General features: G+C 40.2%; 20 protein-coding genes. 5 read left to right on the top strand and 15 right to left on the bottom strand.

Annotation, left to right across the window (positions count from 1 at the left end):
* From M0P91_RS00705 to M0P91_RS00695, 3 genes are all read right to left on the bottom strand, one after another.
* Nucleotides 1–240: a twin-arginine translocase TatA/TatE family subunit gene (locus M0P91_RS00705; protein ID WP_295063043.1), complete on the bottom strand. Its 240-nt coding sequence runs from the start codon at nt 238–240 to the stop codon at nt 1–3.
* A 249-nt stretch (nt 241–489) separates the two neighbouring features.
* A complete protein-coding gene (gene gmk / locus M0P91_RS00700; protein ID WP_295063040.1) occupies nt 490–1,113 on the bottom strand; it encodes a guanylate kinase in 624 nt (207 codons plus the stop codon).
* Complete coding sequence (locus tag M0P91_RS00695) at nt 1,110–2,687, bottom strand: hypothetical protein (RefSeq protein WP_295063037.1); 1,578 nt, start codon at nt 2,685–2,687, stop codon at nt 1,110–1,112. Before M0P91_RS00695 ends, gmk begins: the two co-directional genes overlap by 4 nt.
* A gap of 78 nt (nt 2,688–2,765) precedes the next feature.
* Between M0P91_RS00695 and M0P91_RS00690 the strand changes: the two genes are divergently transcribed.
* Nucleotides 2,766–3,236 (top strand): hypothetical protein, encoded by a 471-nt coding sequence (locus M0P91_RS00690; protein ID WP_295063034.1) that lies wholly within the window; start codon nt 2,766–2,768, stop codon nt 3,234–3,236.
* Here M0P91_RS00690 and fliR read toward each other — a convergent pair.
* The 6 genes from fliR to rpsB all read right to left on the bottom strand — a co-directional run bounded on the left by fliR (nt 3,228) and on the right by rpsB (nt 7,564).
* Nucleotides 3,228–3,992, bottom strand: coding sequence for a flagellar biosynthetic protein FliR (fliR, locus tag M0P91_RS00685; RefSeq protein ID WP_295063031.1), 765 nt, complete (start codon nt 3,990–3,992; stop codon nt 3,228–3,230). The genes M0P91_RS00690 and fliR overlap by 9 nt on opposite strands.
* Before the next feature lie 2 nt (nt 3,993–3,994).
* Nucleotides 3,995–4,636: an ABC transporter ATP-binding protein gene (locus tag M0P91_RS00680; RefSeq protein ID WP_295063028.1), complete on the bottom strand. Its 642-nt coding sequence runs from the start codon at nt 4,634–4,636 to the stop codon at nt 3,995–3,997.
* 199 nt (nt 4,637–4,835) lie between these two features.
* Nucleotides 4,836–5,240, bottom strand: a complete 405-nt coding sequence (locus M0P91_RS00675) for a PIN domain-containing protein (RefSeq protein WP_295063025.1) — start codon at nt 5,238–5,240, stop codon at nt 4,836–4,838.
* The gene (locus tag M0P91_RS00670; protein ID WP_295063022.1) at nt 5,237–5,476 is read right to left on the bottom strand and encodes a hypothetical protein; all 240 of its coding nucleotides are present in this window, start codon (nt 5,474–5,476) and stop codon (nt 5,237–5,239) included. Before M0P91_RS00670 ends, M0P91_RS00675 begins: the two co-directional genes overlap by 4 nt.
* A 247-nt stretch (nt 5,477–5,723) precedes the next feature.
* Nucleotides 5,724–6,791: a translation elongation factor Ts gene (tsf, locus tag M0P91_RS00665; RefSeq protein WP_295063019.1), complete on the bottom strand. Its 1,068-nt coding sequence runs from the start codon at nt 6,789–6,791 to the stop codon at nt 5,724–5,726.
* Nucleotides 6,792–6,793: 2 nt separating this feature from the next.
* Entirely contained in the window at nt 6,794–7,564 is a 771-nt protein-coding gene (gene rpsB / locus M0P91_RS00660) for a 30S ribosomal protein S2 (protein WP_295063016.1), read from the bottom strand.
* A 345-nt stretch (nt 7,565–7,909) separates the two neighbouring features.
* Between rpsB and M0P91_RS00655 the strand changes: the two genes are divergently transcribed.
* Entirely contained in the window at nt 7,910–9,466 is a 1,557-nt protein-coding gene (locus M0P91_RS00655) for a DUF3373 family protein (RefSeq protein WP_295063013.1), read from the top strand.
* Between the two features lie 191 nt (nt 9,467–9,657).
* Here the strand turns inward: M0P91_RS00655 and M0P91_RS00650 are convergent, their stop codons facing one another.
* From M0P91_RS00650 to M0P91_RS00640, 3 genes are read right to left on the bottom strand one after another with little or no spacing between them, the layout of a single operon-like run.
* A complete protein-coding gene (locus M0P91_RS00650; RefSeq protein ID WP_295063010.1) occupies nt 9,658–10,125 on the bottom strand; it encodes a peroxiredoxin in 468 nt (155 codons plus the stop codon).
* Nucleotides 10,113–10,562 carry a DUF523 domain-containing protein gene (locus M0P91_RS00645; RefSeq protein ID WP_295063007.1) on the bottom strand — a complete coding sequence of 150 codons (450 nt, stop codon included), beginning with the start codon at nt 10,560–10,562 and terminating at the stop codon, nt 10,113–10,115. Before M0P91_RS00645 ends, M0P91_RS00650 begins: the two co-directional genes overlap by 13 nt.
* Nucleotides 10,563–10,565: 3 nt before the next feature.
* On the bottom strand, nt 10,566–11,981 hold the full coding sequence (locus M0P91_RS00640; protein ID WP_295063004.1) for an aldehyde dehydrogenase family protein: 1,416 nt from the start codon (nt 11,979–11,981) through the stop codon (nt 10,566–10,568).
* Nucleotides 11,982–12,114: 133 nt separating this feature from the next.
* Here M0P91_RS00640 and M0P91_RS00635 point away from each other — a divergent pair, with 133 nt between their 5' ends.
* The 3 genes from M0P91_RS00635 to M0P91_RS00625 all read left to right on the top strand — a co-directional run bounded on the left by M0P91_RS00635 (nt 12,115) and on the right by M0P91_RS00625 (nt 17,429).
* Complete coding sequence (locus tag M0P91_RS00635; protein ID WP_295063001.1) at nt 12,115–12,561, top strand: globin; 447 nt, start codon at nt 12,115–12,117, stop codon at nt 12,559–12,561.
* Between the two features lie 202 nt (nt 12,562–12,763).
* Nucleotides 12,764–13,927, top strand: coding sequence for an AAA family ATPase (locus tag M0P91_RS00630; protein WP_295062998.1), 1,164 nt, complete (start codon nt 12,764–12,766; stop codon nt 13,925–13,927).
* Nucleotides 13,920–17,429, top strand: a complete 3,510-nt coding sequence (locus M0P91_RS00625) for a hypothetical protein (protein WP_295062996.1) — start codon at nt 13,920–13,922, stop codon at nt 17,427–17,429. Before M0P91_RS00630 ends, M0P91_RS00625 begins: the two co-directional genes overlap by 8 nt.
* A 99-nt stretch (nt 17,430–17,528) precedes the next feature.
* On the opposite strand, the gene M0P91_RS00620 is transcribed toward M0P91_RS00625, so the two are convergent.
* The 3 genes from M0P91_RS00620 to M0P91_RS00610 all read right to left on the bottom strand — a co-directional run bounded on the left by M0P91_RS00620 (nt 17,529) and on the right by M0P91_RS00610 (nt 18,504).
* Nucleotides 17,529–17,990, bottom strand: a complete 462-nt coding sequence (locus M0P91_RS00620; RefSeq protein WP_295062993.1) for a hypothetical protein — start codon at nt 17,988–17,990, stop codon at nt 17,529–17,531.
* Nucleotides 17,980–18,144: a hypothetical protein gene (locus tag M0P91_RS00615; protein ID WP_295062990.1), complete on the bottom strand. Its 165-nt coding sequence runs from the start codon at nt 18,142–18,144 to the stop codon at nt 17,980–17,982. The genes M0P91_RS00620 and M0P91_RS00615 overlap by 11 nt, the downstream gene beginning before the upstream one ends.
* A gap of 138 nt (nt 18,145–18,282) precedes the next feature.
* Complete coding sequence (locus tag M0P91_RS00610; protein ID WP_295062987.1) at nt 18,283–18,504, bottom strand: hypothetical protein; 222 nt, start codon at nt 18,502–18,504, stop codon at nt 18,283–18,285.
* Between the last annotated feature and the right edge of the window lie 104 nt (nt 18,505–18,608).

Genomic DNA, 18,608 nt, shown 5'->3' with positions numbered 1-18,608 from the left:
TTACGCTTGCTTAACTTGATCTTTAGGGGTTTCTACCGTACTTGCGGTAGAAGCTTCAACACTTTTAGGAGCTTCGGTAGAAGTTGAAGATGCAGTCGCTTCATCATCTTTCATCTCTTTCTTGAAATTACGGATCCCTTGCCCGATCCCTTTGGCAAGATCAGGAATCTTTTTCGCACCGAACAATAAAATAACAATTCCGAAAATCAGTAATAATTCGGTTCCGCTTGGCATACTCATAACTCAGAGTTCCTTTTGTAGAAAATTTGATAAGATAGTATAACGGCTCATTGCTGTAACAGTGCTTATGCAGTTTCGTATCGCTTTTATCATTACTGATGTTACACACTTTCCGGGCATAGCCCGTAAAGTGGCGGGGACAATTTGTCCCCTGCACCCCCCTGAAGCTTCCCGCATCTTTCGGATACGGGAGATGACTAACCTTTTCGCACTTGTTTAGACAAGGTGCGTAACATCAGATCCTTATTTTTAAGCGTTTGCTTCCCACTGTTGGATAAATTCATTAATTTGAAGGGTTGGAATTTTCATACGGGCCGATTTGGCAATGGAGATCAAAATTTCAGATGCCTCATCAAGATTATCGTTCACTACCAAATAATCGTATTCACCGATCCGCTGCACTTCACGCTTCGCCATATCGATACGTCTTGTAATCACCTCTTCGCTATCGGTTGAACGGTTATGAAGCCGCCGCTTTAACTCATGCAGTGTCGGTGTCGTAGTAAACACGGAGGTCGTAATATCGCCTAAACGGTTCTTGACGGCATCGTGCCCTTGCACATCAATATCGAAAATAACCAGCTTCCCCTCTTTAAGGGCTTTTTTGACCGGTACCAGTGACGTTCCGTAATAATTCCCGTGTACAAAAGCATATTCAAGAAACATCTCATTTTCGATCTCGTACTTAAACTCCTCTTCGCTGACAAAATGGTAATGAGTGCCGTTTACTTCCCCCGCTCGCATGGGACGCGTCGTCGTCGATATCGAAAAATAACTCGGCCCGATATGGTCAATAATTTTAGTGATTAATGAACTTTTTCCCGCTCCGCTCGGACCCGACAAAATTAGAATTGCACCGCTTGATAAATTCACTTTTCATTCCCGAAATTGATATTAATACTGATATTAAGCCCTTTAAGGGACTTCACAACCTCTTTATTCGTCAATGCTTTAAGGAGAGCTTCGAGGGCCTCAATCCCCTCTTCCGGATGTGTATTGACAACTCCTTTCGGCAATTCGGCGAGGTTTCCTCCCGATAATTCAAGCGCTTCGTCTAACGCTTCCATATTCAACGAAGCATGTTCACTCCCACCGATACGGATTTCAGGTTCATCCGCTACCATTTCTCCGATTGCAAGTTTAAGCTCTCTTTCATCCAGTAAATCCAATTCATCAAGCCCTTCCAGCCCTCCGAAGTCTACGAGAGCTTCCTCTTCTTTTTTATTCTTACTATCCGACTTCTCCGATCGGGTCTCCTCAAGAACTTCTTCAAAAGAGACGGATGGGATACTTGAGGGATCATCAAAATCGAAAGCACTACTCTCCAATTCGCTGTCCAAATCATCCATATCCAGATCTCCCAATGCATCTTGAATTTCTAATTCCAGATTATCGAACGCTTCATCGCTTAATATCCCATCCTCCGAAGATTCTTCCGTAACCTTCATGAATATGTCATCATCCATAAAAAGTTCGTCATTCGCCAATTCATCCAGAGTATCCGTTTTCATTGTATCCAGAGGCATTTCATTCATCAGCGCATTATCATCCAGCAGCTCAACCGCACCATCGGATTCCGTCTCCCCTAATGCTTCATCGAAATCAAAACCCTCAAAATCAAAAGCATCTTCATCGTCTGAAATGGCACCGTTAGGGACTCTCTCCTCTAGCTCCTCCCCGAAATCAAAGCCGTCAAAATCAAAATTATCCTCATCTTCCGCACTATTTTCTTTCTTCGGCAATTCAAGTTCATCGATTGCCTGAACAACTATTTTTTCATCTTCAACCGATTCATCTTTTTCGGTATCTCTTAGCAAATCACGGACTTCTTGCACCTCTTCGTGATCTAAAACGGCCGGAGAGAGCTCATCATCTATGAGCGATAATGCTTCCGATTCCCCCTCCAAATCAAGGCTCTCAGAGAAGCTATCCATATCAAAATCGTCCGGCAACTCATCCAGATCGGTAGAAATCGTATCCAAATCAAACGCATCCGACAACGCATCCAAATCATCAAATCCAAATCCGTCCGCAGCAGCAGGTTCAAACTCCAAAAGAGATTCTTCAAGGTTAATCGCCTCATAGCCGCTCTTTGGACTTTCCTGGACTAAATCAACCGATTTTGAAGCAACTTCTTTATTAATTCTGCCAAATAAATCGACCAAATCGGTCGGCAAAAACGGCTTATTGATGATATGATCAAAACCGGAGGGGAGAGCATTACCCCGTGTCGCCATAAGAAGTGTTGCTTTAAACGTTACGATCTCTTTCAATGATGCAAAGAGCTCATCACGATAAAGCCCATCGTCAATAATGACTAAATCGTATCCGCTCTCTCCAATTTCTTCCATTGAACCGACTGAGAACAATTCATCTTTGGTTTTTTGGGCACTCAAAGCAACCAGTTTTCGGACAACAGGATTATCGTTAAAAAGCAAAATTTTCATGATCTATACAACCCTTTGTTTGCCTGCTCTTGATGAAGCTAAAGCTAAATGGTATCATTGTAACCAAAAAAGAATAAAATGATAAAGCTTCTGCCGCTTCTTTTAATGTTCTCTCTCGGGTATGGAGAGAATTTTATTTATTTGCTCCCCGATCAGAACACCGTTTTGATACACAAACTAAAAACGATGTTTAAACATTCGCGTCACAAAATTCTCATTATAACACCCTCCTTTCATCACGAAGCGTTAAAACGCTCTCTTATCGAAGGGACCAATAAAGGGGCACGACTTACCCTTATCGTCCGTTCCCTTGATGGAGATCCTCTCTCCTTGGCACAATATGAGAGGATTGATGTACGCGTACTCCACGGAAGAGAGATTCAGGGGAGTATTATCGCCGTTGATGGGCATTTCAGCTGCCTCATCCCTGCCCCCATCGATGCGGAATTGTTAATGAAGCATGCCTCTCTCATCCAATGCAGTGAGCAGACACTCGACGAAGCGCTCCTTTCGCCATTCATAAAGCGCTCACGCCCCTATTTACAATAATTTTTCCAAAAAGTTAAAGGCATCTTGCGATTGTGCCATGACGATTTTAAGCGTGGCTGCCAGCGTTACCATCAGTACAACAAAAGCAACCGCAATTTTAATCGGCATTCCGATCACCAAAAGGTTAAATTGCGGCATGGTTTTCATCAGCATTCCAAAAATGAGATCAGCAAGCATCGAAAGGGCAGTAATCGGAAATGCTATCATAAATCCGACAACAAACATGTTGCCGGCTGCATGGACTATGTATTGGAATAAGGTAGGGGTTAGCATAAATCCTCCGAGCGGTACACGGGCAATGGATTCGGATGCATACAGCAGTATCCAGTGGTGCAGATCAAATTCAAGGAGGACCATCAGTGCCAATAGGGCTAAAAATTGGCTCACGATCGGCATCGATACACCCGATTGCGGGTCAATGGCCGAAGCCAGAGAAAAACCCATCATAAAGGATATCTGCCCTCCTGCAAAGGTAATGACATGGTAAGCCAATTGCAATACCGTCCCTACGGCAAGTCCAAAAAGCATCTCACCCAAAATTGCAACCGTTAAACTCAATCCGTCCATCGGTATCTCAATCGGCGGCAATGCGTTAAAAAAAACGATCGTAAAAAAAAAAGCCATAGCCGCTTTAATCGAAACGGGAATATTCATGTGCGAAAAAATCGGTACCGCCATAAAAAGGGCACTGAAGCGGGTAAACAAAAGGATAAAAGCGACGGTCCGTCCCTCACTGAATATCGCAGCCCATTCCATTCTTAGACCTCTACCAAAGACCCTTCACGCATCCGATAAACCCGGCTGCACTCTTTGGCCAACGCTTCGTCATGGGTCACCAAAACCATTGCCGCATTATGGCTCTGAAGATAATCATGAAAAAGATCCATCACCTCTTGCGCCGTTGAGTGATCCAGATTTCCGGTCGGCTCGTCCGCAAAAATCAATCGCGGTTTTTTGGATAGGACCCGCGCTATGGAGACACGCTGTTGTTGTCCTCCTGAGAGTTCGGTCACTTTTTGTGTTATCACATGATCTATCCCCAATCGCTGCAATAATGAAGACTCTATGGTCTCATTCGCCAAAATCGCGGCGACTTCCAGGTTCTCGTACGCGCTGAAACCTTTAAAGAGATAATGGCTTTGATAAATCAGCCCCAGATCATTTCGGCGAAGTTTGACCAGTTTTTTTTCGTCCAAACCATAAATATCTTCTCCGAAAAGTTCTACACGCCCTTCATTCGGACGCAATAAACTTGAGAGGATATGGAGCAATGTCGATTTTCCGCTTCCGCTCACGCCGACGATAGCAATCGATTCTCGCTCTTTTAATTCCAATGAGATATCGTTTAACAAAGGGTAATCGTAATGATGCGATAAAGAGGTGGCTTTTAAAAGTGTCATACGGGAATTATAGGAGAAATTAGATTAATACAAATGGCTATTAGTGCTATTTGCCAATCGATTGATGGAGTATTGTAAATTTAGGCTACAATTTTTGACTTTGAATATCCAAACTCAGGCTCAAAATTAAATCAAGCGGGCAACGCCGTATTTACTCTCTCGAAGAGCGCAGATATGGAAAGAGTTAGAGTGGAGATCGTCATAATATAGTCACGACGAGGGATGATAGCTTTTCGATCTTTTTAAAATCATTCTGATTGTAGGTTAGAAGCTCCAAACAATGTTTTTCGGCGATTGCCGTATGTAGGCAATCATTGATATGACGGAAACCGACTTGAGAAGCAAGATCGTGTCCCCGATCAAAGGTTTCCATATCGATCGAAAGGGTAGCAAATCGTTTGAAAACAGTGTAATTTCTCTCAATAATCTCCGTAGAAACAGATAGCTTTGCCATCACAAATAACCACTCTTGCAAACTCAGTGTCGAAAGGCTGAATTGAGCATTTTGAACCGCTTCGATCACCATTTTTTTCGCTACCGAATGTTTCATCTCATCTTGGTTGATAACAAAATGGACAAGAACATCGGTATCGAAATAGATCATAGGTTCACATCATCCGCGATAGAAGAAATGTCAATTTCGGGAGATATACGCAATGATTGCATATCGTTAAATGCTGCAAGAGCAATCATCTCTTCGACATTTCGATTGATAGGTACCTCATTCGTCATCATCGGCAAAATGATAATTTCAAGAGGAAGACCACGGAGCTGTTTCGGTAAATTATACTCCACCGCAAAGTTTGAGTTTTCACCGACAATCATTTTATGTGCATACATTTTTAACTCCTCTTAAAGGATAATAATTCATTTTTACTACTTTGAAGTATTTTAGCACAAAAAAAATCAAGAGTAACAACACCCCATATACTCTCTCGAAGAGCGCAGAGGGAGATAGAGTTTAGAGGGGTGATATTGGCTTTTAAAAGTGTCATAAAAGAATTATAGAGGAAAAATGTTTAAGGGGAGTGGAAATAGAAAAATGAAGAGAATCCCGTTTTCACGGGAATGACGCGAGGGGTAACCCTTACGCCATTTGTGCAGCGACTTCGGCAGCGAAATCGTTGACTTGTTTTTCGATCCCTTCACCGACTTCGTATTTCACGAACTCGACGATGGTTGCTGTACCGCCGTGAGCAGCCGCTTCTTTAGCAAGTGCTTGCGCCACAGTCAAAGAGTCATCCATAACGTATTTTTGATCCAACAACGCTTGTTCTTTATCCAAAGTCGTGTTGTCATCTACGAAACGTGCCAATTGACCCGGGATAATGTTTGGCCAGATTTTTTCCGGCTTGCCATCCGCTGTCAACTTTGCTTTGATCGCCTCTTCAGCCGCAGCCAACACTTCAGGTGTCAATTGGGACATAGAGATGTATTGCGGAACGTTTTTCAACGGTTTTTTCAAACGGCCCAACTCTTCGTTCTCAGTTTTGATCGCTTCAATACGGCCGATCGTCTCTTCTTCAACGTATTTCGGATCAAAATCCTGATAGCTTAACGTTGTCGGTTTCATTGCCGCTGCATGCATCGCGACGTTTTTAACAAACGGAGCCATTGCGTCCGCAGTTTTTTGGCTGTCACAGCTGATAGCAACCAAAACGCCGACACGTCCGTTTGAGTGAACGTAACCGTTAACGATACCGTTTTCACCCGCATTCAGGGTTACAAAACGGCGAGTAACGATTTTTTCACCGATACGGGCTACTTGGGAGGTAAAATATTCAGAGAAAGTACCGGTTTCATACGATGTTTCGTTCAACTCGTCAACCGTACTGACACCCGTCGTAAATACGTGTGCAGCCGTGTTGCCGACAAGAGCGATAAAGCCGTCGTTTTTCGCAACGAAATCGGTCTCAGAGTTAATCTCAACCAATGAAGCAGAAGCAAACGTTTCAGAAATTTTGATCCCCAAAAGTCCTTCAGCCGCTACACGATCCGCTTTTTTAGCGCTCTGCGCCATACCGCGGTCACGCAAAAACTCTTTTGCTTTTTCCATATCACCATCACATTCAGTGAGGGCTTTTTTACAATCCATCATCGGCGCATCAGTCGCCGCGCGGAGGTCTTTGACCATCGCTGCTGTAATTTCTGCCATGATTACGCTTCCTCTGCCGCTACTTCAGCTGCCGCTTCGACTACTTCTTCTGAAGCAACTTCTTCGTCAACTACCGCTTCGTCGTTTCCGCCGTTGCGAAGTGCTTTACCTTCATTGATCGCTTCCGCCATCTCTTTACAGAACAATTGGATAGAACGGATCGCATCGTCATTTCCAGGAATTGGAATATCGATAACATCAGGATCACAGTTCGTATCAAGTGGAGCAACAACTTGGATACCAAGGTTACGTGCTTCTTGAACCGCAATGTGCTCTTTTACCGCATCGATGACGAACATCATATCCGGCAAAGTTTTCATATGACGGATACCGCCAAGGTACGCAATCAATTTTTCTTTTTGACGATTCATCATCAACGCTTCTTTTTTAGTCAAAAGGTTGATTTGTCCGTTTGCTTGCATCTCTTCGATGATGTCAAGTTTGCGGATCGATTTTTGGATGGTCGGGAAGTTTGTCAACATTCCACCCAACCAGCGGTTGTCAACATACGGCATTCCACATTTTTCAGCCGCATCACGGATCGCACCGCGTGCTTGTTTTTTCGTACCGACGAAAAGAACGGTTTTTCCTTCAGCAGCAGCATCAAGGACGATTTGATACGCACCACGGAAATAACGCAATGTTTTTTGCAAATCGATGATATAAATGTTTTTACGAACACCGAAAATGTATTTTTTCATTTTCGGATTCCAACGACGTGTTTGGTGTCCGAAGTGTACACCGCACTCTAAAAGGTCTTTCATAGTTACCATAGTAGGCTCCTGAGTAAAATATTTTTGTTCTTCGTTTACTTGGGCGAGCGCAAACAGAGCCGATGAGACACCGGATGCACGAGAACAGCACGATTCGCTTGCGATTTTTTTCTTGGTCAACATAAACCCCGATAATTTCCTGACTATGGATGCAGGAGATTTACGAAACATGTGAGAGAAAATCGGGCGAATTATACTGAAGAGGCTCTTAATTTTAGCTGTATTTAATAATAGCTATCCCCCTTTCTCTATCACATAATAATCACATTAATTAAAACTATTTTTATATAATTTTTGCTAATATGATTCCCATATAAACCATGGGCATTATTAAGGAGCTTATAGATGGAAAAACGACTTTTAGGATCGATTGTCGCTGCTGCACTGATCGCAACAACGGGTGTAGCCGATGATACTCTTTCAGAGCGATTTGAAAAGATGGAAAAAGAGATGTCAGCGCTTAAAGCCGAAATCAATGCTCTCAAAGCTGAAAATTTCAAGCTTGGTAATGCCTCTGCTGCAGTTGAAGCTGAGAAAAAAGGGGAGAAAACAGCCTCTTCGCCTTTAGAAAAGAGCCTCGATGATCTTCAAGATCAGATATCGGATCTCAACAAGAGAACCAACGGCAACCATGTAAAATGGGATGTCGATTTCCGTACCAGCGTTGATAACCTCAGTTACACGATGGCCAACGGCAGCAAAAAAGAGAACGATGCACTCCTGAGCAACCGTTTATGGCTTGGCATGAGTTATGCCGCCAATAAAAACCTCAGTTTTGTCGGTCAATTAGCCTATAACAAACTCTTTGGGCAACGAAGTATGAGCCCTAATCCGTTAGCTGCGGATGGCTTCGACTGGGTAAGCGGCGAATCGGCGTATGATGATACCCTTCGTGTCCGCTCCGCCTATTTTTTCTATACGGATGAGGAGTTGGCGGGTCTGGATATCCCCTGGACGTTCAGCATCGGTCGACGCCCTTCAGCGAACGGCCACCTTATCAATCTGCGCGATGACGACCCTGTGGCATCCCCCCTTGCCCATACGATCAACGTCGAATTTGACGGGGCAAGTGCCAAATTCGGTCTTGGAGAGTTAAGCGGATTAGAGGGGTCTTACATTAAATTTTGCGCCGGACGCGGTATGAGCGATGCAGAGCCAAGATTTGATCCGGCTCCCTACTCCTCAAGCAGTGCAAAAACCAACAGCATCGATATGGCGGGGATCATTGCGGTTCCCTATGACGACAAACAATACTCTACAGGATTTCAATATACCTATGCCAACAATCTGATTGATATCACCGATAACGGGATGGTCAACAACAGTAATCCACCTTCAACTTCAGGGGCCCCGGTTTACACGTTTGAACCGGTCGGCGGATTGCACACCGCAACCGCTTTCGTGAGCATTAACGGAATCGGCGATGAGTGGAGTGATTATCTCGAAGACTCCACTTTTTTTATCAGCGGTGCGATGAGTAAAACCGATCCGTACGGCGGGAAAACCATGCTAGGCTCAACAGAGAGCAAAACCGGCTACAGCTATTGGATGGGTCTTCAAATGCCTTCATTGGTGAGTGATGAGGGGAAATGGGGAGTTGAATTCAATCACGGCTCACAATACTGGCGTCCGATTACCTATGCGGAAGATACATTGATCGGATCGAAAATTGCCGCACGCGGAGATGCCTATGAAGTTTACTTTACAGAGCCTCTTGTCGATGATATTTTATCATTCCAGCTCCGCTATACCTATATCGATTATGATTACAGCGGAAGCAATGGGTTCTTTGGCAGTGCTAGCGGTACCCCTATGGCTATCGGAGATATCCCCGTCCCTATGCAAGGTTCGATTGTTGATAAAGCTCAAGATATCCGAGCCTATATCCGTTATAAATTCTAACTGATGTTACGCACTTTCCGGGCAAAGCCCGTAAAGTGGCAGGGACTAAAGTCCCTACAACCCCCTAAAGCTACCCGCATCTTCCGGATGCGGGAGATTACTAACCTTTTCGCACGTGTTTAGACAAGGTGTGTAAGGTCAGATTCTAATGTGTTTTCATGAAATTCCCGCACATGCGGGAATAATAAAGTCTACGCCTGTAATTTCGCCAGCTCTTCTTTCACTTTTGCCACATGATCTTTGACCTTGACATTGCTCCATCCCGCGCGAACGATCCCTTTGGGATCGATAATATAGGTCGATCGGACAATCCCCATATACTCTTTGCCGTAATTCTTTTTCAAGGCCCATACGCCGTAGTTTTGCATCATCTGCGTCGTCGGATCACTGAGCAGCGTGATAGCGAGATCTTTTTTCTCGATAAAGTTGCGGTGTGATTTGGTACTGTCCGCACTCACCCCGAGGATAATCGCCCCAAGATCGTCATAATCATCCATAGCTGCGCTAAATTCGCAGGCCTCTGTCGTGCACCCCGGCGTAGAATCTTTCGGGTAAAAATACAATACGATCCATTTTCCGCGCAGATCCCGTAAACAAATCTCCACATCATCCTGATTGCTCAAACAAAATTCCGGTGCACTGCTTCCTATTTCCAACATTCGTTTTCCTTTTTAAAATTGTTTTCATCCCATACCTGCAATCCGCATTCGATCAAATACTCTGCCGCCAATCCGTTGCCGAGTCCAATCATCTCTTTGTCTTCATCGAGCATGGGTGTCGTCCCGAGTCCGCAACTGGGTGATTTGGATTTGAGAATTACCCGATCAATGTTCGGATGGGATTGAATAAACGCTTCAGTTACCGCCATAATCGCATCGGTCACATCCATACCGTCCTCATCCCGCAGCAGACGCCGAACGCCATCGCGCTCAATCACGCTGATTCGGCCTCTGGGCGTTCCCAGTACCGGTGCCTCGGGACAAAAAGGGATAAGGGTATGTTCTTTTCCCAACGCCATGATCTCTGCACACCCTTTACTCGCTCCGTCATATCGGCACATTTCTCCGAGCAAACACGCACTGACGGCCAATGTCATCTTTTAGAGTATGACAATCGATTTAATTTCGGTAAATTCTTCAATCGCAAAACGCGGCCCTTCGCGACCGACGCCGCTGAGCTTCACCCCGCCGTAAGGCTGGATATCAAAACGTAACGTCGGCATATCATTGATCACGATCCCCCCCGCCTCCAATTCGTCTATCGCACGGGTCGCATGCGCCAGATTATTGGTGAAAATTGAAAACTGCAATCCGTACGGAGAGTTGTTCATCCGTATCATTGCATCATCGATTCCATCAACCCGTACCAGACTGACGATAGGGGCGAAAACCTCCTCGCAGACGATCTTCATCGACTCGGTGACATCGGCCATGACACACGGGTAAAAAATCCGCCCTTCACATTGGGGGGGAGTCAATGCCCGCGCCCCTTCTGTGATCGCGCTCTGAACCCAGCTCATCGCCCGCTGTGCCGCTTCATCGTTGATCAACGGCCCGAGAAACGTCTCCTCTTCATACGGAGAACCGACTACCAGTTTTGCCGTCGCTTCGGCCATCTTCTGCGCGAAATCATCATAGATGGTGCTGTCGACGTAAATACGCTGAAGCGAAATGCATACCTGACCGGAATTGACAAATGCACCGATCGCACATCGCGACGCGGCATACTCCAAATCGGCACTCGTATCGATATAAGTCGCCGCATTGCCGCCGAGTTCCAGGCCCACTTTTTTGATTCCCGCACTTTTAGCGATAATCTCACCCACCCCCACCGAGCCGGTGAAACTGATGACACGGGGGATATCGCTCCCTACAAGAACACTCCCCACTTCGGCATCACCGTATACGACGCTCAGCGCATCCGCTACGGCATACGGGCTTTCGATAAAAAGTTTGGCAAGTTTGTAAGCACATAAAGGGGCTTCCGGCGTCGGTTTAAGGACTACGGCATTCCCCGCAACAAGCGCCGGTGCCAATTTATGCGCCACCAGATTGAGGGGGAAATTAAACGGGGTGATCGCGACAACGACTCCTGCCGGCTCACGACGCCAGTATGCGTGGGCACGACGACCGCTGCTCATCGCGTCGGTATTGATCGTCTCGCCATGCATGGTGCGCATCGTCTCGGCGGAAAGGAGTATCGTCTCGATGCAGCGGTCCACTTCGATTCGGGCATAGGTGATCGGCTTTCCGACCTCATCGCACAATACCCGGGCAAACTCTTCACGCTGTTGCCGGAGCTTTGAAGCAACATCCCTCAGCCAATCACAGCGTTGGTGTAAAGGAGCTTTTTTAGCCATCGCGGAAGCTTTGTGTGCCAAAACTAAAGCCGCTTTTGCATCGGATGCATCACAAACCGCTGCGCGGGAGACTACCCTTCCGTCATACGGGCTCAAGCGCTCAGTGTAGTTCTCTTTTTGAATTTCCCGAGAACCCATCCATACATGTGCATCCATTTTGCCACTCCTGAATAAATTATGTTTCAATTATACAAATCATCACCTAAAAAGAGCCGAACAGGGAGCTTTTAAGGAGTTTCTTTTTCACTCCGGCATAGAATGTGTCTCAAAATTACGCACAAGGGTTATCATGAATTTAACCATTACCGATGGAGTGTTAGGGGTACGTCCTCCGGTGACCAAACCTCATCCGGGGTTCTTTTTTCAAGTCGGAGAAGAGCGGTTTCGCAAACTGATCGATGACCATTATGAGATGATCCGCAACAGCGATATCGCATTTTTGTTTCCGGTCAACGACGAAGATGATTTTGCGGCGGCAAAACAACATGCCGCCGATTTTTTAATCCAAATTTGCGGCGGACCCGCTTATTTCGCTCAGTCACGCGGAGAACCTCGTATGGTGGGACGCCATGCACCGTTTCGAATCGATGAGCCTGCCCGCCGCCGCTGGCTTGAGTTTTACGGCGTATTACTCCCTAAACTTGAAGCAGAAGGGATAAACCCGGAATACATCCAATCGTTTTGGGATTATCTTGATGTATTTTCGATCTGGATGATCAATACGCCGACACATTAATCCTCTCCCGCGATTGCGGGTGTAGCCCCATAACTTCACCGCTCTGACAAAAGAATACTTTATCCAATTTAATATATAATCGTTAAGAAGATGAGAGATAATGAGTTATAAATATTACTTAGCTCTTATTTTTTAACATAATCTTTGATAAAATATTTTGAACAATTAGTATTGTAGTTAGTATATATTATAAGGTAACGGAATGAGTAAATTAAATAAAATATTTTACGGGCCAGCAGGAACAGGAAAAACGAGGAGAGCAATTGAAGAGGCTGTAGAAATTGTCAAAAGAAGTGAGAATCAAGATAATTTAAATGTATCCCAATTAGATACGTTGACCTATGATGGTAAACTTAAATTTTTTGAAAGTATTTCTACTTTACCTGATAAGTTAAAAATAACCGATGACGAATTACTTAAAGATATCCATAATCCAAGCATGAGATATGAACAAATTGAAAAAAAGCAATATAAAGGGTACTCAAAAACTGATTTAACAAATATGAAAAATGATGTCCTAGAATATCGTTTATATCCTCTAATTGAAACGGTCACTTTTCATCCAAGTTATTCTTATCAAGATTTTGTTGAGGGAATTAGTGTTGAAACTACAGAGAAAAATCAAATTATTTACAAAGCAAAAGATGGGATTTTCAAAAAAATTTGTGATAGGGCGATAGGGAATCCAACTTATAATTATGTCCTGATTATTGATGAAATTAATAGAGGTGACATCTCCTCTATTTTTGGTGAGCTTTTTACACTACTTGAGGATAGTAAGCGAGCAGGTGAAAAAGAGGTAATGTCTATCAATTTACCTTATTCCAAAGATGACAAAGGGAATCCAAAAAGATTAACTGTCCCAAAAAATTTACACATAGTCGCTACAATGAACACCGTAGATAAATCCATTGCTCTTATTGATGTTGCTTTAAGAAGACGATTTGACTTTATAGAGTGTATGCCTGACTACGATCTTGAAGAATTCAAAAAATGTAAAGAGGTTGATTTAGCAAAATTACTACGAACGATCAATGAACGGATCATGATACTCAAAAATGAACATTATCAGATTGGTCACTCTTATTTTTTAAATATTGATAACCGTGAAAAATTTGTAGAAGTTATGAAAAAAAGTATCATTCCTCTCCTTCAAGAGTATTTTTACGATGATTGGAAATCTATCTGTGCAGTTTTAAATCAGTCCTATGATACGTCTACCGATAATAGACTTTTTACTGTCAATCAAAAAAATACAACACTTTTTAGAAAAGAATTCGATGAATTGCTTGAATATCAAAATAAAAAAATATTTATATTAAAAGAAACTTTCACAATTGAAGATATAAAATCAATCTATGCGTGATATTTTAACCGTTAGTGAACATCAAGAAATTTTGGTTGCTTCCAAAAGAGATGTTGAAAATAATACTATTTCAAATGAGGACAAAGAGCTTTTATTTGAAGTTGTCCATCGTGATAGACAAAATAAAAAGCGGAATATTGTTTCTCATAATGGTAGGAATAAAATCAAAGCCAACGCTATCGTAGGGACAATCTCCCTCAAAACAGGTTTAACATTAGAGATATTGCCAAAATTTTCCAAAAATAATTTAGATAAAGAATCAATAAAAAAACATCGTAAGATGTTGCTTCAAATATTGAGAGTTTCTCATGAGAAAAATTTTATTAGTTCCTCTTCGCAAAGTTCAAAAGTATCAGCGGATGAAATGCCCCTTATCCACTACATTATTGAACTTTTTAGTGAGGAATTATTACATACTCTTAGAACGGGAGTGTATTCAACTTACAATAAAAAAGTAGAAAATAGTCCTCATATTAGAGGGAATATTTTAATCTCAAAAACCATCCAAAATAATAATATTGATAAATCAAAAGTGTATACATCCTATAATAAACATTCATCAAATAATCACCTAATGCAAGTTTTTAGAACACTTGCCAAGATATTACTTAACGATAATAACCTTTCCTATAAAGCCAAGCAAACATTGCATGAAGTTTATTTGTCGCTTGATGGTATTGATATTATCTTACTGAAACAACAAGATTTTAAATCTGTTACTTTCAATCGATTAAATGAGAAATTTGAGGTACTTTTCAAGCAAGCAGAGTTTATCTTTAATCGTTATATGCCTTTTAGTAGCCATATAAATTCAACCCCTTTTTGGTCAATTCTTTTCAATATGGATTACCTGTTTGAAAAATTTTGTGCTTATCTTTTTAGAAAATCAGATTTAGAAATTGAAGCACAAAGTAGTATCAAATGTTTTGAGAATCACAAATCAAGTGTAAGCGCAAAGCCTGACTTTATTGTTAAGGGAAATAGAAATCTATTTGGTACAGAAATCATTAATGTTGTTGATGCGAAATGGAAACTATTGAATAGTGATAAAAATTTATATGGGCTAGATGCTCAAAACTTTTGGCAACTTTTTAGTTATATGAATTTACTCAATCATGATCAAGAACTTCATGGATATTTTATCGTCCCTAAAAACAGTAAAGATTTTGAAGATGAAATCATTTTTACCCCTATCAAAGAAGGAAATAAATCTATTACTATTTTGAGCATTGATTTTTCTTTAAGCTTTGAAGAGTTGATCGAAAAATATCGTTTTAGAATTATTGATAAGGTATTGAAGTTAGATATTAGGATTGTTGAAGAAATTGTAGTAGTCAAGGAAGAAATTTTTGAAGACTCAATAGAGATTGAAAAAAGTAGTGAAGAAGTGTTTGCATTTAGTTTTGAAAATTTTATTACTGAACTAGAAATCTTACATAATAATAAAAATATACTCAAGCAATTATCTCCAGCAAAGAAAGATGAAAGATTTAGAAATATTTTTTATTTAAAAGAAATATATAATGCAAATAGTCAAGTTTTCAAGGTAGCAATTAAAGAAAATTTAACTAAAGAATCTTGGGATTTAGAAGGCCTAGCAATAGATACTATCCCAAATAATATTATAAAGCTTAAAGGTCTTGTTAGATTAAGCTTAAAAGATAACCGTATCCAAGTGCTGCCAGAACCGTTCTTTAAGTTAAAACATTTAGAAAAATTAAACTTATCCAAAAATCTTACTAAAGATTTACCCAATGAAATACTCAATCTAAAATCACTAAAAGTTTTATCGATAGATAAAGATATTGTTGAAGCAAATCTAAAAGTTATAACAGAGTTACAAAAAAATAACGTACTGATTAAAGACGAAGAAGATAATGATTTGAGTGAGTATATTGATTCACTTCTAAAGCTTATTGAAATTAGAAGTATAGAAGGAATTATTGATCCTGAAGAGGTAAAAGAAAATGTCCATGATAAAACTATGGAAGTAATAACTTTTAATAGCGAAGATGTAGAACAGTATTATAGCAATAATTATGACACTATTATATCTTTGGCTAATTATAAAAATTTACCTGATGAGTATAAAATTATTTTGTTTTTTCGTGAATATGATGACGTGAAAATAAAGAATGAAGTTCGAAAGATTTTAAAATCACATGCAAACCAAGAATTAAAAGAACTATTTGAACTTTCAATTAAATCATTTATAATTGATATACTTGAGGTGAATTTTGAACAAATATCTGAAAAGCATATTTCATGGCTTAGAGGTTTTGTCTACTGTAATAACAATAGTGCTTTATTTAAAATAAAAGTTATTATCGCTAAGCATACCGACAATCAGGAGTTGATTGAAAAATTAAGTAATGAAACCAATGAAAAGAAAATCATATTTGCACTTTTGACAAACTTTAATAAAAATGGAAAAGATGATTATGTTGTAAATAGTGCTATTTTAAGAAAAATATTTATCAATTCAATTAATAACTTTGACTACAAAATAGCTATTGCTATTTTGAAAAGAAAAGAATTGGAATATTCCTTATTTTATGATATTTTTAAACATTGTAAAGACGAAATAAGTTTAACACGCTTACAAAATAATGAGTATTTTGATACAAAAATTACCCAATACATTGAAGAGCAATTAATCTCAATTGATAAGAAGCAAAAAAATATTTATGAAGAGACAAAAGTAGCCATTGATCCTCCTAAAATTACTTTAGATGATTATCAAAGTATGAACGATCATGAAAAAATGAATTTTTTAGAAAATGTCGATTTTACTTCAATAGACTCAAATGTTATGAAAGATATTATCTATCATGAAAAAAATGAACAAATCTTTTTAAAAATTATTCAACAAAAAATACATTTAAGATTTATCATACTTATTTATTTACTAAATCTTGAAAATAAAATTATTCCTGAGAAGATAGATGAAATTATTCCATTGGAACAAGAGTATATCGCCGATCATTTTATTGGTCAGTTAAATAAAAATTTCAATACGATTGATAGAGAAATACTTTTAGGTTATGCTATGACAGCAGGAAAAAAATTTTATGATATCAGAGAAAAAATTTCTGAATTAACAAATGATTTGGATGTTTTAAATGAGCTATCAAAACACAGAGACGACCAAAAAGTTTTAGAGATAATTAGGTATAAAAATACAACTACAAAGTATGAATATTTTAGAAAAAAAGACTCAATTTATTCTACTGAAATTCTTGATCGAATCGCTAGATACGAAGAATACTATGAATTTGAAAATACTTTTTGTCTTATAATTAAACTTGCACGTAATTTTTCTTTACTAGAAGAAACAAAAGAATATTTATTTGAAAAATATAAAAATGATAAGATTTTTTTAGAAGCACTTTCTCAAAATAAATCTTCTAGGGAATTACAAAATAAAATTGAGAGTGCTCTACATGACCCTTATAATGAGCGTAGCAATAATGAAATTTTTAATGGAATAAAACTTAATTAAATAAACATATAAAAACATAAACAGGGGTCAGCTATTCAATCTTCACTTTTAGAAATTTAAATGGAATGCCAATTGGATATGCGATAATGCTTTAGAAGATTATGCCCGTAGACACAATAAATCATCTCCATGCTTATCGGTATAGGTACGAAAACCAAATTGCTCGATATAATGGAGTTTTAGTCGTTCATTATCGGGGACTAAGACAAGCCATCGTACTGCTGAAAATGCTCGGGTATTTGGGATAACAACACTGGTAATATACGCCATCAAATATTCAGAAGCACTTCCCCCTAAATCGTCGATTATGCTTCCCCGAAAACTCGGATTGACAAAAATAAAATCGACGAGTAATGCAGGAAGATGATCGACTTTTGAACAACTAAGCCCGACTAGTGCGATGATAGTTTCCTCAGCATCGATGAGAATATGGATAGTTGAGGATTTGTTTTCGGAGTCTTTGATAAGTTTTTTGAGGAAACCGCGTTCACGCTCATTGGTGGAGAGTTTTAAAATTCTTTGTTTATAGGTAACGCTGTAGTGAATGATCTTAAAAGTCATATACTACTTTTGCGTTCTTGATGATACTTTTAGCACGCTTCAAGAATTTTTCACCTTTTGGGTTTTCTTCAACAGAGGCAATAAATTCTTTCGGGAGCTTATTGGGCAAATTGACACGAACGATATGTCCAGCTTGGGTCATTTTATACGCCATATCTTTTTCTCCTTTTTTAAAAATATGTAGAAATATTATAACATATTATTTACGGTCTAAAAACCTCTATCTCCACACACTTTGATGGATACCATTAGCGGTAAGGAGTTTCATCCCGTATGTCGTATATCATAAGGGTTAAAACGCTCTACGTTTTCGCATATTTCGCACTAGCGTATCAACATCATCATTTAGCTCACTCCACATCCCAAACATCGTATCGTCTTTCGGTGTTTGTTTAGAGTCGTCATACGAGATAAGCTTGGCTCCACGGTGTGTGATCGTCACATCTTCCCCTTTGTTGAGGACATCAAATAAAAATGAGACATTAAAACGGAGGTCTTTGGCGGTTACTGTCATCAAAGATCCTTTAACTATATACTTGAAGTATAAACTATATAGCTTTATAAACGATTAAAAAGAAGCAACAGGTGATAACTATAGCTATCGCCGATTCAAGTAGT

Source organism: Sulfuricurvum sp. (genome assembly GCF_023229695.1).
In the GTDB taxonomy this organism is placed as follows: Bacteria; Campylobacterota; Campylobacteria; order Campylobacterales; family Sulfurimonadaceae; genus Sulfuricurvum.
Note: the sequence above shows the minus strand (reverse complement) of the source record. Positions and strands in the feature narration are given on the sequence as shown.

Bases quoted from the DNA above. Each gene is read 5' to 3' on its own strand.
- M0P91_RS00705 (WP_295063043.1), bottom strand. From the start codon at position 240: ATGAGTATGCCAAGCGGAACCGAATTATTACTGATTTTCGGAATTGTT.
- M0P91_RS00695 (WP_295063037.1), bottom strand. From the start codon at position 2,687: ATGAAAATTTTGCTTTTTAACGATAATCCTGTTGTCCGAAAACTGGTT.
- M0P91_RS00690 (WP_295063034.1), top strand. From the start codon at position 2,766: ATGATAAAGCTTCTGCCGCTTCTTTTAATGTTCTCTCTCGGGTATGGA.
- fliR (WP_295063031.1), bottom strand. From the start codon at position 3,992: ATGGAATGGGCTGCGATATTCAGTGAGGGACGGACCGTCGCTTTTATC.
- M0P91_RS00680 (WP_295063028.1), bottom strand. From the start codon at position 4,636: ATGACACTTTTAAAAGCCACCTCTTTATCGCATCATTACGATTACCCT.
- M0P91_RS00675 (WP_295063025.1), bottom strand. From the start codon at position 5,240: ATGATCTATTTCGATACCGATGTTCTTGTCCATTTTGTTATCAACCAA.
- M0P91_RS00670 (WP_295063022.1), bottom strand. From the start codon at position 5,476: ATGTATGCACATAAAATGATTGTCGGTGAAAACTCAAACTTTGCGGTG.
- tsf (WP_295063019.1), bottom strand. From the start codon at position 6,791: ATGGCAGAAATTACAGCAGCGATGGTCAAAGACCTCCGCGCGGCGACT.
- rpsB (WP_295063016.1), bottom strand. From the start codon at position 7,564: ATGGTAACTATGAAAGACCTTTTAGAGTGCGGTGTACACTTCGGACAC.
- M0P91_RS00655 (WP_295063013.1), top strand. From the start codon at position 7,910: ATGGAAAAACGACTTTTAGGATCGATTGTCGCTGCTGCACTGATCGCA.
- M0P91_RS00650 (WP_295063010.1), bottom strand. From the start codon at position 10,125: ATGTTGGAAATAGGAAGCAGTGCACCGGAATTTTGTTTGAGCAATCAG.
- M0P91_RS00645 (WP_295063007.1), bottom strand. From the start codon at position 10,562: ATGACATTGGCCGTCAGTGCGTGTTTGCTCGGAGAAATGTGCCGATAT.
- M0P91_RS00640 (WP_295063004.1), bottom strand. From the start codon at position 11,981: ATGGATGCACATGTATGGATGGGTTCTCGGGAAATTCAAAAAGAGAAC.
- M0P91_RS00635 (WP_295063001.1), top strand. From the start codon at position 12,115: ATGAATTTAACCATTACCGATGGAGTGTTAGGGGTACGTCCTCCGGTG.
- M0P91_RS00630 (WP_295062998.1), top strand. From the start codon at position 12,764: ATGAGTAAATTAAATAAAATATTTTACGGGCCAGCAGGAACAGGAAAA.
- M0P91_RS00625 (WP_295062996.1), top strand. From the start codon at position 13,920: ATGCGTGATATTTTAACCGTTAGTGAACATCAAGAAATTTTGGTTGCT.
- M0P91_RS00620 (WP_295062993.1), bottom strand. From the start codon at position 17,990: ATGACTTTTAAGATCATTCACTACAGCGTTACCTATAAACAAAGAATT.
- M0P91_RS00615 (WP_295062990.1), bottom strand. From the start codon at position 18,144: ATGGCGTATAAAATGACCCAAGCTGGACATATCGTTCGTGTCAATTTG.
- M0P91_RS00610 (WP_295062987.1), bottom strand. From the start codon at position 18,504: ATGACAGTAACCGCCAAAGACCTCCGTTTTAATGTCTCATTTTTATTT.